The 12,360-nt window shown below is 35.3% G+C and carries 10 protein-coding genes; 7 read left to right on the top strand and 3 right to left on the bottom strand.

Annotation, left to right across the window (positions count from 1 at the left end; all coding sequences use genetic code 11):
• A partial coding sequence (locus CRG87_RS06865) for a PTS transporter subunit EIIC (RefSeq protein WP_165775973.1) occupies positions 1 to 1,058 on the bottom strand: 1,058 nt, incomplete at its 3' end.
• Between the two features lie 134 nt (positions 1,059 to 1,192).
• On the bottom strand, positions 1,193 to 2,083 hold the full coding sequence (locus CRG87_RS06860) for a PRD domain-containing protein (protein WP_074425943.1): 891 nt from the start codon (positions 2,081 to 2,083) through the stop codon (positions 1,193 to 1,195).
• Between the two features lie 261 nt (positions 2,084 to 2,344).
• Here CRG87_RS06860 and CRG87_RS06855 point away from each other — a divergent pair, with 261 nt between their 5' ends.
• The 6 genes from CRG87_RS06855 to CRG87_RS08205 all read left to right on the top strand — a co-directional run bounded on the left by CRG87_RS06855 (position 2,345) and on the right by CRG87_RS08205 (position 10,126).
• Positions 2,345 to 3,298, top strand: coding sequence for a class A sortase (locus CRG87_RS06855; protein WP_074425944.1), 954 nt, complete (start codon positions 2,345 to 2,347; stop codon positions 3,296 to 3,298).
• Positions 3,299 to 3,600: 302 nt separating this feature from the next.
• A complete protein-coding gene (locus CRG87_RS06850; protein WP_074425945.1) occupies positions 3,601 to 5,112 on the top strand; it encodes a BspA family leucine-rich repeat surface protein in 1,512 nt (503 codons plus the stop codon).
• 163 nt (positions 5,113 to 5,275) lie between these two features.
• On the top strand, positions 5,276 to 7,393 hold the full coding sequence (locus tag CRG87_RS06845; RefSeq protein WP_074425946.1) for a BspA family leucine-rich repeat surface protein: 2,118 nt from the start codon (positions 5,276 to 5,278) through the stop codon (positions 7,391 to 7,393).
• A gap of 583 nt (positions 7,394 to 7,976) precedes the next feature.
• On the top strand, positions 7,977 to 8,882 hold the full coding sequence (locus CRG87_RS06840) for a MucBP domain-containing protein (RefSeq protein ID WP_101138712.1): 906 nt from the start codon (positions 7,977 to 7,979) through the stop codon (positions 8,880 to 8,882).
• Between the two features lie 692 nt (positions 8,883 to 9,574).
• Entirely contained in the window at positions 9,575 to 9,982 is a 408-nt protein-coding gene (locus CRG87_RS06835) for a BspA family leucine-rich repeat surface protein (RefSeq protein ID WP_074425948.1), read from the top strand.
• A 9-nt stretch (positions 9,983 to 9,991) separates the two neighbouring features.
• Positions 9,992 to 10,126, top strand: a complete 135-nt coding sequence (locus CRG87_RS08205) for a MucBP domain-containing protein (RefSeq protein WP_165775971.1) — start codon at positions 9,992 to 9,994, stop codon at positions 10,124 to 10,126.
• Here CRG87_RS08205 and CRG87_RS08045 read toward each other — a convergent pair.
• Positions 10,120 to 10,260 (bottom strand): hypothetical protein, encoded by a 141-nt coding sequence (locus CRG87_RS08045; protein ID WP_165775970.1) that lies wholly within the window; start codon positions 10,258 to 10,260, stop codon positions 10,120 to 10,122. The genes CRG87_RS08205 and CRG87_RS08045 overlap by 7 nt on opposite strands.
• A 1,237-nt stretch (positions 10,261 to 11,497) precedes the next feature.
• On the opposite strand from CRG87_RS08045, the gene CRG87_RS06825 reads away from it, so the two are divergent.
• Positions 11,498 to 12,360: BspA family leucine-rich repeat surface protein (locus CRG87_RS06825; protein ID WP_133125490.1), on the top strand; the 863-nt coding region annotated here is incomplete at its 3' end.

Below are 12,360 nucleotides of genomic sequence, written 5' to 3'. Positions count from 1 at the left end.
ACACCAGTTTGAGCAAATGATGCAGCTAATGATAAACCAACAATTGGGTCATAGCCCATTGCAGCAACGTTGGTCATCATAACCGCAACGAAGCCCCAGTGAACGCCAAAGATAACAAATACTTGCCAGAAAGCACCCATTAATACACCGGCCAAAATTGGGCTAAAGTTGTAAATAGCACTTACGATTGCAGCAATACCATTACCTGCCCAAGTTGCAACTGGTCCGATAACAAGGAAAGTAACTGGAACAGTAATCAGTAAAACAACAAATGGTACTAAGAAAGTCTTAACAACGTCAGGAATAATCTTACGAGCAACTTTTTGTACCTTAGAAGCAAACCAAACAGCAATAATGATTGGAATAACTGATGAAGTATAATTCATTGAAATTACTGGGATACCCAAGAAAGTCATATGAATTGGAGCTTGTAAGAAAGTACCTTTAAAGATAGTAAACAATGCAGTCTTACTACCAGTCATTGCAACAATTGATGGATAACAGAGTGCAGCACCGATAGTTGCACCTAAATAAGTATTTATGCCAAACTTGTTAGCTGATGAAATACCTAAAATAACCGGTAAGAAGTAGAATAAACTATCACCAATTGCATTCAGGATAATATAGGTACCTGATGTTGCAGATAGCCAGCCCAATGCTAAGAACATTGCGTTAAAGCCCTTGATCATACCAGCAGCACACATTGCACCTAAAAGTGGATTGAAGATACCAGAGATTAAGTCGATAAACTTATCAGTTAAACTCATGTTACTGTTATCAACATAGTCATCAGGAACTGATCCACCATCGCCAAAGCCACCAATTTTAATTAAAGTATTGTAGACGTCAGCAACGTTATTTCCAATAACAACTTGATATTGTCCACCAGATTTAACTAGTGATAAAACACCATCAGTTGCTTTCATCTTTTCGTCATTTGCCTTTGAAGTATCCTTCAATTTAAAGCGTAGACGAGTTGTACAATGCACCACGCTGGCAACATTTTCTTTACCACCAACGTTGGCGATAATTTCACGACTTAGTTCTTCGTAAGCCATTTTTCCCTCCAAAAATCTAAAACCCGAGAATATAAAGAATCTACTCTGTAAATTACGTTGCGCAAAATACATAGCTCATCTTTAAGTTCTCGGGTTAATGCCTGTAAACAGTAACACACCGTTTAAACTAGTAATTAATTTTTAATTGAAGATTGCTCTGAACCATCAGTATGATCACTCTTCTGGCGATGAGTAACTCGCCATACATGAAGCGTTAAATATACTTCATCATCAGGTTGCAATTTCCAACCAGCTTGTTTAGATAAATAAGTGCCGATTTTTAAAACCGTCTCGTATGCTTTTTGATACTTTACTTTCATTAGTTCAAGTAAAGAAATATCAAGCTCACTCCCATCACCTTCGTCATCTATTGGGTAGAGATGGCGTACCATAAATGATCTAAGATGCGTCATAAATCTACTAAAATTAAATGATTCAGTGTCAAGTTGCATGCCGTATTGATATTCAATAATTTCAACTACACCGCGTATCAGCTTGGTAATCTTGATTGTGTCTTGAATTTTAGCTTGATTTGAACCGGCGTTGATAAAGTGGTAAGTAAGAAAAACTTCTTCTGTCTTTGGAAAAGCTAATCCTGTTTCCCCTTCAATCAACCTCAGTGCGTCTTTTGCAGCCGCATACTCTTTTGGAAATAATTTATTTAATTCCCAGCCGAGTGTATCCTGCCCAAGTTCAAAACCTTCATCGTTTCGCTTTAGCATAAAATCGATGTGATCAGCTAAAACCAGATACTGATAATCAGAAAACTTTACGTCCAATCGCTTGTTAACTAGATTAATAACATCGGTTGTTAAGGACAATGTTCGATCGTCAAGATCACTAACACTGTCAATCATTTCAATGTTCTTCTCAACTGCAACAAAGCGACGGGTAATTTTATCTTCATCAATCGGATCGCCTGGCTTTTTACCAAAGCCAATGCCGTTCCCGATTACTACCCAATCAACACCAGATTCATCCGACACCAAGGCAGCGTTGTTGTTAAAATTTTTGATAAATTTCACTCAGCAAACTCCTCTTTCAATAAAAAAACCTATGAACAACACTATGGGCTTATATCCTTGTTGTTCATAGGTTAATGCCTGATCGAATCAGTAACACACTTATTTACGTATATGATTATAGAACAGTGTTAAAGCGATTTCAACAATTATTTGAAGATTTTTTATCAGTACTTGTATTTATTTCAAATAAATGTGCAAATAGCGCTTTTTTCTCTAAAATAAAGTATAGTGATTATTAAAAATAGCGGAAGGTAAACTAAATTGGCTAAAAAAAAGCAAAAAACTTCATCATTAAAACAAAAAATATGGTCTTCTATTCAAATTATTCTGATTGGTGCCTTTTTTTACTTGGGCGTTACCCTAATCTTTTTTGGTTCAGGCTTTGGTAGCTCCTATCTTTTCCAACAGAACGCTGAAAAAGCAACTTCGGAATTAACTCCTAAACAAGCCACCAAAAACAAAAAGCGCAAGACTAACTATGATGCGAGCAAAACAGAATCGATTAGCGCAAGCAGGATACTAAAATCAAAACAAGTTAAGGCCTATGCAATTGGACGTATTTCAATTCCAGCCGTTAACATTCATAATCCTTTATTTGCCGGATACGGTGATCAAAATCAAAATTTAGAATACGGCGTAGTCACCTGCCTCCCCGACAGAACAATGGGCGGCAAAAACAACTACGTTTTAGCCGGCCATTACATGGGATCATATGGACCAGCAGTTTTAGACAATCTGCATTTAGCCAAAATAGGCGACCTGATTTACGTAACCGATCTTCATCATATTTATGCCTATGAAACAAACAGTATTTCGTTTGCAGTCAAACCTACTCAGGTTGAAGTCGAAAATAATGTTAATGACAAAAGCATGATTACACTGATAACCTGTTCCGATTTCAACACTTCAAAATATGGCTATGGTGAACATCGAACTGTGGTCCAAGGCGACTTAATCAGTAAAGTTAAGGCAACTAAAGCAAATCTTGCCGCTGCAGAACTAACTGCTAATTCTGAATCAAAAGAAAATAAGAAAGAAATTTCTTTACCTGTTAAAAATAAGAAGAAAGTGGTCAAAAAACGCGTTCAGGTTCACTCACGTATCCACCCACAATTTTTCCAAAAAATGAGTGTAATCAATGCTTGTGTGCTTGGCTTTAATATTATCTTTTTCATCATTATCTGCTGGTGCTTAGTGCGAACTTGGCGTAGATAATTTGGCTGAAACACGCGTATTAATAAAGAAATCTAAATTTTCTGCTATTCATATACGTGTATTAGTAAAATGCTAGGTAAATCAAATTAATAAGGCAAAAAGCCTGTTACTTTACTGAAATTCCCAAAGTAACAGGCTTTTTTCGTCAGTCATAAATTTTATTTAGACAAATTATTAATTCTGATATTAGAAATTTAGTCAATTATAATTTGATTTAAATTATATTATGAAATTTAATGGTTAGTTTTATCCTGTCCTAATATACTGTAAATGTACTTAACTTTATTCTATAGGAGGATATCATGGATAATCACAATAATATTCAACAAAAGAAAGAAAAGTTATTATTTTGCGGTATGGCACTAGCAGCACTGGGATTGGTAGCTGCTAGTCCAACCACTGCCAGCGCCAAAACTACTGCACCTGCTCAAACTACTGAGCAAACCACTGCAGATAAAGGTAATGCTGACACAAACAAAGATAAGCCAATCGTAAGAGACTGGAATGGATTGAAAGTCACATATGATCAAAAGACACATGAGCTGACCATCCCTGAAGGAACAATAGCAGCTCCTGATGGTGCTGATCCTACACCAATTAGTGCTATAGATATCAATTCTAAAGATACCAATTCTAATGAAATCCATAGCATTAACTTTAAAGGTAAATTAACTATCAAAGGTTCAGCTTCTGGTCTTTTTAGCAATCTTCCTAAGCTAGAAAAGATTGATCTTACTAACGTTGATACCTCAAGTGTAACAAACATGGATCTTCTATTTGCTTTCTGCTCAGGTTTAAGAGAGATTGACGGCCTTACAGACACTGCAAACGTAACTAGCATGGGGGCCACGTTCTATGGTTGTTCAAGCCTTACTAGAATTGACTTATCCCACTTCAATACTAGTAAGGTTACTTGCATGATTAGTATGTTTAATGGCTGCTCAAGTCTAACTAAATTGAATTTAAGCAACTTTGATACATCAGCAGTTGATATGATGGACTACATGTTTACTGGTGATAAGAGCTTGACTTCATTAGATATTGGTAAATTTAAGTTAGGTAGCCCTTATGGTGTAGGCAAAGCCATTACTATGAGCAACATACTTGAGGGTTTGGATGGTCTAACCAACTTTACGTTCAATGTAAATGATGATCTCAATAAAACCGGTTTTAATACAAAAGCTATCTGGCAAGAAGTAGGTACTGGTACTCCTGAAAAGCCTGCGGGCAAAGACAAGCTCTCCACTTCTCAATTACTTGCTAAATACCCTGTTGATATTAAACAAAATGATGATATTAATAAAGTTGCTGATAAAACAGTAACTTATGTCAAAGTTGCCGAAGATCACTCAAGTGTAACCCCATCCTCTCCTTCAACGCCTACTGTTACCGCACCTGTTACTAACAACAATACTGTAACCAAACCAACTACTCCATCTACTCCTAAACCAATTGAAAGACCGGTTTACCGCACAGTAATGCATAACACTTACGTTTATAATCAAAATGGTGCTCTTAAAAACGGTGAATACTTTGCTGGCCAATCTATTGCAACATATGGCACTAAAATAATTGATGGTAAGAAATACTACGCTTTAGGAGACAATAGCTTCGTTAAGGCCAATAATATTTCTGGTATTAAACGTAGATTAACCCACAACGCATATTTATATAACGCAAAGGGTAAGAGAGCTAACAGAAAAGTTCTTAAAAAGCATAAATCTGTTGTAACTTATGGTGGCTCTGTAAAAATCCACGGCAAACGTTTCTATATTGTCGGTAAAAACAGATATGTTAAGAAAGCTAACTTCTAATAAAGCAAATAAATAACAGCCCTTAAGCATCTATAGCTTAAGAGCTGTTTTTATATGGTTATATACAACTATGAAATGCAAATTGCTAACACTTTATTCTCATTGATGATATAATAATGCCCAAATTAAGCGTGTTATAAGTTAAAGTAAAGGGAATATTACAATGAGCAAAAAAATTAAGGTTCAACAAGCAGAAAAAATACTGTTTGGCGCAATTGCATCTTCTGCTTTGGTAGGTATTTCTACTAATATTAAGCATGTAAAAGCTGACAGCTTGCCAACTAGTCAATCAGCATCCGCCAATCAAGCCGACAAAGTAGACTCTGGCTCAGCTATTGCAGAACAAGCAGAAAATACGCAAAGTCCAACAACTGAGAATAACCAAGAAGTACAAACAGAAACTGATACTCCTGTCTCTTTACCAACTCAATCAGTTCAAACTGTAAATTGGAACGGGATAGATGATGTAACCTATGATGACGTCAGTAAAACACTAACGATTCCTGGAAGTTCTAAAGCGATAACAAACCCTGGACGCATTCGTGGCAATTTGAGGACTATTGATGCGACGAAAATTCAAACAATTGATATTATTGGTCCTATCAAGTTAAGTGGTTCAATTAAAGGACTTTTTAGTGAGTTAGATAATTTAACCACAATCAATGGGCTAGAAAAACTTGATACTTCTAATGTAAACGAAATGTCATTTTTGTTTGATCATGATGTTAATTTAACTAGTTTAAATCTAAGTCAGCTTAATACAGCTAACGTTACTAACATGGACCATATGTTTAGTATGTGCCAAAAACTAACGTCACTTGATGTTAGTCAACTAAACACAACTAACGTCACAATTATGAACTCAATGTTTTATGACTGTGAAGCTCTAACAAGCTTAACTTTAACAACTGCTAATGGTTCCACAAAATTTGATACCATTAATGTCACTGATATGACTTCAATGTTTGAGAAATGTAGCAATTTACCTAGCATTGACCTAAGCAACTTCAATACTTCAAGTGTTAAAAGCATGCAGCATCTTTTCTATCTATGTGCAAAGCTGCCAAGCCTAGACTTGAGTAAGTTCAACACTGCTAATGTTACTAACATGGCTGGACTTTTTAGCAAATGCTATAGCTTAACTAAACTAGATTTAAGCAGTTTTGACACTAGAAATGTCACTGATATGTCCCACTTAGTCAGTGTTTGTGATAACTTAACTGACATAACTTTTGGCAATAACTTTAAAACCACGAATGTTACCAATATGAATTCAATGTTCTATCATCTACAAAAGATGATAGAACTGGATCTAAGCAGTTTTGATACTTCAAAAGTTACTGACATGGCATACATGTTCCAAAGTACTAAACTAACCAAAATTAATCTCAGTAGCTTTGATACTTCAAAAGTCACTAATATGAAATGGATGTTTTATCAAAGCAATGCTTTAAAAGAATTAGATATTCACAACTTTGATATGTCTGCTGTAACCAATTCTGACGAAATGTTGGAAGACCTAGATTCATTAGACATTTTAGTATTGGGCAATAAGAACATCATTAAGGATGCAAAGCTTAATACGCCAGGAAAATGGGTTAACGTAGGTCACGGTACACATAATAATGACAATAATCCGGAAGCTTCAAAAAACTGGTCTTCAGACGAATTAACAACAAACTACAATCCAGCTACAGATGCTGATCGCTATATTCACTTCACTAAAAAGCCTGAAACACCAGTTGCTCCAAGCACCCCGAGTGTTCCTGAACCAAGTAAGGCAGCAAATGTTACTGTTCACTATCAGGATAAGGACGGCAAAACACTTAGTCCTGATGAAATTTTAAGTGGCAACATTGGCGATGGTTATATTTCAAATACAAAAGAAATTCCTGGTTATGTATTAATGGAACGTCCTAATAATGCAACTGGCTTGTTTGGCAGTAACCCTCAGGATGTTACTTATTTTTATCAAAAAGCGGGCCAAATCGGCACTGATAATGAGAACGAAAACGTTGTTCCGGTAAAAAGTAACAGTAAGACTGGCACCACTAATAAAGCTAGCCAAAAGAAGTCAGCAATTTCAGGCCACTATGCACAAAAAACTGATCCTCAAAAAGATCAAGCTTCTTCAGTTTCTACCGCCTCTTCGAAAGAAAGCACGTTACCTCAAACTGGTAATAATAAAACAGAGAAAACTTCTCTCTTTGGTCTCGGCTTGCTTGCAATTTTGGGTAGCTTAACTAGCGGTTGGTTTACACGCAAACGCAAAGAAAATTAATAACAATTATACTTAAATATTATATTTTAAAATGCGACCCCTTGAATGGAACCGTATTTTTGGTTTTATATTCAGTATTTATAGCTAAAAAATAAAATAACTGTATAATCAATTTTGGTAATAAAACCTATTATCCATTAGAAATAGCAGTCAACTTCCATCAACTTTAACTTATATATTAATAGATCCCTGCGATTAATAAATATATGTAAGAACGTATATAAAATAACAAATTACTTCTAATTTGTTGTTCAATAATTAAAAACGATTTCACAGCTTTTATATCAATGTTTTTCAATTGTGATTTTTGAAATTCCGGGTTTAATAAAATTAAGTTATAATGTAACCATTTCATTGAAAAAGGCTCGGTCTATACCAAACCGGTCTATCCCCCTGTTACATAGCCATTTGTTAAACTTTTAGTACTATAAGTTACTAGTATTAAACTATTAATTATAAATATCTATTAATTTATACTATGATCTTTTGCAAGGACGTGTTATACTTTAGTAGTCATAAAAATAATTTATATTATTCTAGTTTTGTTTATTTTTGAGAGAACAGAAAAGCAAGTGCATAGAAAATGAATAGACAAACAAACAGACATTTAAAATTTAAAAAATTATTATTGAACTCTTTAGCAATCGTAGCTTTTGGTGCAACTTCAATTGGTACCAATCCTGTTGCTGCTGCAACTACTGGTTCAAAGACTTTTTCTTTAAGAGCTTCTGACGGAAAATCAGCTACTTCTGGTGCAGGAAGCATTGCCGCTCCTAAGAAGGAGAAACTACGAAAAACACCAAAAAAGGGTGAAAAAATTGGTTCACGCACTTTTGTACTAGGTGCCTCTGACGGTACAATGGCAGATGCTACAACAATTTCTGNNNCTGACGGAAAATCAGCTACTTCTGGTGCAGGAAGCATTGCCGCTCCTAAGAAGGAGAAACTACGAAAAACACCAAAAAAGGGTGAAAAAATTGGTTCACGCACTTTTGTACTAGGTGCCTCTGACGGTACAATGGCAGATGCTACAACAATTTCTGGTGATAGGGGGTATGTTATCGTACATTATCTTGATCGATTAGGCAATCAAATCGCGCCTTATAAGACCTTGCAAGGCAAAATCGGGCAAAGTTATGTATGCTCTGCTCAAAATATTCCAGGATATACGCTATCTAATCATCCAGAAAATGCAACTGGCATTTTCTCAGCCAATCAACAGTCAGTTAATTACATCTATAACTATACTGACAATAAAGCTAGCCTTGGAACAAAGAAAGCAGGGGCTGGTGTTAGGATTGCTAGTTCTAACACAACTAATCACAATTCACGGAACTCCAAAAGCAGTATGCAAAGCTCTGTGAATTATAGCTCTCTACCACACACAGGTATAAACAAACCTGTGCAAGTAGCTATTTTAGGATCAGGATTCTTATCAATATTTGGAGGTTTGATAGGGATGCATAGTAGTCGTAAGGGAACGAACTAAGTAAGCTATCAAACATGAAAAGCATCGAGTAGTTATTAAACTCGATGCTTTTTGCGTGCTATCTTTATGACTAAACGATTTTCGGCAATCAAAACGTTTATAATGAGACACTTAATTAATGCGTATAAAAAGTTATTATCGCTTAAAAAGGCTTTAATCAGCAGTTCAGCTCTAATATTTTTAGGACTAGTTCTCAGCCTCAACTAGTTAAAGCCAACAAAAGCCGTTACTAATCAAATAATTAATAAACAAAAGCCAGGTAATAAGGCTTCAGCAAATCTAGAGAGCCATTCCATTCAAACGAGAACTGAGGTCGAAGAAAGTCAGCCTGAATCAGCTAGTGACAATAACCCAAATAACATTCGTCCCTGCTTTCTAATGATAGTAGTAACGAGGCTCCTACTAATCAGCCTAATACTGACCTTAACAAGATAAGATATATGCTAGCAATATTAAGGATGGGATCCCACTTTTAACAGAAACAAGGAATTGCTAATCATCATAACATGGGGGAACAATGGTAGCTGTCTGGTACACACCACTTTATACCCTAAAAATAGAAATTGTCAGGAAAACCAAAATAATTGGTAGTGCATTTCCTTATTTTCCGAGTTGCCATATTTAGTTGAAATAAGCGACTTGGATAATCTAAACTTTTCCGAAGTCACTAGTATGTCACACATGTTCGAGTCTTGTTCCGCACCAAAAAAATAAATTTGGAATGCCTGGATACTTCAAATGTTACTAATATGTCATACCTATTCAGCGACGATTACTCATTACACGACATTAATATTGCTAATTTTGTTATGCATAATGTTATAAATTTTTCTGGAATGTTTTACCAATTGTGCGAGCTTAAAAAGCCAGACATCAGTAGTATTAATATTGTTGGTAGCTCAATAGATTCTATTAGGAAAATACTATCCGTGATGACTACCATAATTAACGCTGATCATGTTCCTGGATACGCATTAAAAGAAAATCCAAGTCCATTCACTGGTGCCTATAACGATACCGAGCGCTCTATTGACTTAGTCTATGTCAAAAACCCAGAAGTTCCAGCATCTATTCAAAGTTCTACAGTTATCATTGATTAAAGTGGAAATATGATTATCTTAAGTGGCATTACTGGTAACGGTTACGTCACATCTGCTAGAGAAATCAATGGTTATATTTTTAAAAAATGTCCAGAAAATGCCATCGGTTTCTTTTATAGTAATCCACAAGGAATTATTTATTGAGTAGGTAGCTCTACTATCATCAGCTCATCAATAGCAAATGACACAAAAAGCCTCCGCACAATCTTGTAAGTAGTACCAGCTGTAGTCATATTCAACATGTAGATAGCAACACTAATAGCCAAAATCCAAATCATGTTTCTGTAAATTCACAGTTGCCTGAAACGGGTTCTAATCGAAATCAACAGCTTTTAACACTTGCTATTGGCTCTATTATTTCAATAAGTACAATGACCATTACTTTATTAAGCAACAAAAATCAAAGTTTCTTACCACAGATTAATATATACAAAAACACATATATTAATCTGTGTTAGTCGTGTCTATAATTATGCTTCCCTTCACTTTTATTATGCATTATAGCTTAATATTATCGGAAAAATATATTAAATTACTATTGATTAATTGATAGTTAATTTCTAAAATATAATCATGGACATTTTACTTTTTAATTGTACTACCCAAAAGTAAGATAGTAGTCCAGCATCCATGAACATAAATAAAGAAGCACTTTTAAGCAGTAACATGAATACTATTTCGTCTTCAAGCCACAATAACTTTTTGGACATTCACTATTAAGTAACTAAAAATAGTCTACATGCTACATTCCTTAAATTTAAAGTTATTTACATGTTCTGTTTGCATCTCCGTTTTTACTCGCGTATCTATTAAAATACAACTGGACAGAAAGGTACTATCCACAATGAGGAAAATAAATAACTCAAAGAGCAAACTGCTACTTAGCAGCTCTGCAACCCTACTTTTAGGCTTAACTTTGACTAATCCGCAATTAGTCAAGGCTGATAAAGCAACTAATAAAAATTCCCAAACTTCAACAGAGAAAGCTATAAATGATGCAAATAACACTGCATCTGTAGCTAAAGATGCTCAAACACCACCAGAGGAAGTTACAGGTGACGATAGCAACGCATCAACAGCTGAATCAGCTACTAATAGTACTACAGCTTCGCCACAAGAAGACTCCACTAATGCAACAGATGATGACGTCATCGATGGTAGTTTCCAAGGTATCAACTTATACTACAATACTACTAATAATGTGTTAACACTTACCGGTGGGACCAGAATACCTCAAATTGGAAATTTTTCTAGTGTAGTTCTACGTAAAAATAACAAAGACTACCCACTTAAGCTAGCAAAAAAAATCAACATAGTTGGCAAAGTAACTCTTGGAACAGATGGAGCTANCCACCAGAGGAAGTTACAGGTGACGATAGCAACGCATCAACAGCTGAATCAGCTACTAATAGTACTACAGCTTCGCCACAAGAAGACTCCACTAATGCAACAGATGATGACGTCATCGATGGTAGTTTCCAAGGTATCAACTTATACTACAATACTACTAATAATGTGTTAACACTTACCGGTGGGACCAGAATACCTCAAATTGGAAATTTTTCTAGTGTAGTTCTACGTAAAAATAACAAAGACTACCCACTTAAGCTAGCAAAAAAAATCAACATAGTTGGCAAAGTAACTCTTGGAACAGATGGAGCTAAACAACTTTTTTATTATTTTGAAAATGTTGAAGAAATTACCGGTTTAGACAAGTTAGATACTTCTAGATGTACTAGTTTTGATTCGATGTTTTCATATTGTAAAAATCTAGTTGATATCGACGTTTCAGGTATGAACACGTCTTCACTAATATATGCGAGCCAAATGTTCTTTTATTGTATCAAGTTGCGTAGTATAGATCTGTCAGCTTGGACAGCTCCAAAGCTAATTGATGTGCGTAATATGCTCTGCTGGGATAAAGAACTGGTTTCAGTCAAGTTTATCAATAATACTTCTGGGGGGGCCTTAACCTATCTTTCCGATCTCTTTTTTGGTTGCGTAAACCTAACTACTGTAGATTTAAGTAAAGTTGTTCTAAATAATAGTGATCCTACTAAGTCTACACTACTTAGAGCATTTCAACGTTGCACTAGTCTAAAAGAACTAGATTTATCTAATTTAGATATGCGTAATGTTCAAAGCTCAAGTATGTTGGCCGAACTTCCCAAACTTAATGTACTAAAACTCGGTAAAAAAACCAGATTAGCTAATGACTGTGGTCTAGTAAACCTTGGTACGTGGCTAAATGTTGGCCCAGGTCACTCTATTAATAACCCAGAAGGTAAAAAAAGCTGGAGTTCAAAGGAACTAGTTGCTAACTATACTAGCAGTGCAGACTCATCAATGGATTTTGCTGAAGATACATATGTCCTTTT

This window comes from Lactobacillus apis, assembly GCF_002837055.1.
GTDB classification, from domain to species: Bacteria; Bacillota; Bacilli; order Lactobacillales; family Lactobacillaceae; genus Lactobacillus; species Lactobacillus apis.
Note: the sequence above shows the minus strand (reverse complement) of the source record. Positions and strands in the feature narration are given on the sequence as shown.

Excerpts from the sequence above, each read along its gene's own strand:
- CRG87_RS06850 (WP_074425945.1), top strand. The coding sequence starts at position 3,601 with ATGGATAATCACAATAATATTCAACAAAAGAAAGAAAAGTTATTATTT.
- CRG87_RS08205 (WP_165775971.1), top strand. The coding sequence starts at position 9,992 with ATGATTATCTTAAGTGGCATTACTGGTAACGGTTACGTCACATCTGCT.
- CRG87_RS08045 (WP_165775970.1), bottom strand. The coding sequence starts at position 10,260 with ATGATTTGGATTTTGGCTATTAGTGTTGCTATCTACATGTTGAATATG.
- CRG87_RS06845 (WP_074425946.1), top strand. The coding sequence starts at position 5,276 with ATGAGCAAAAAAATTAAGGTTCAACAAGCAGAAAAAATACTGTTTGGC.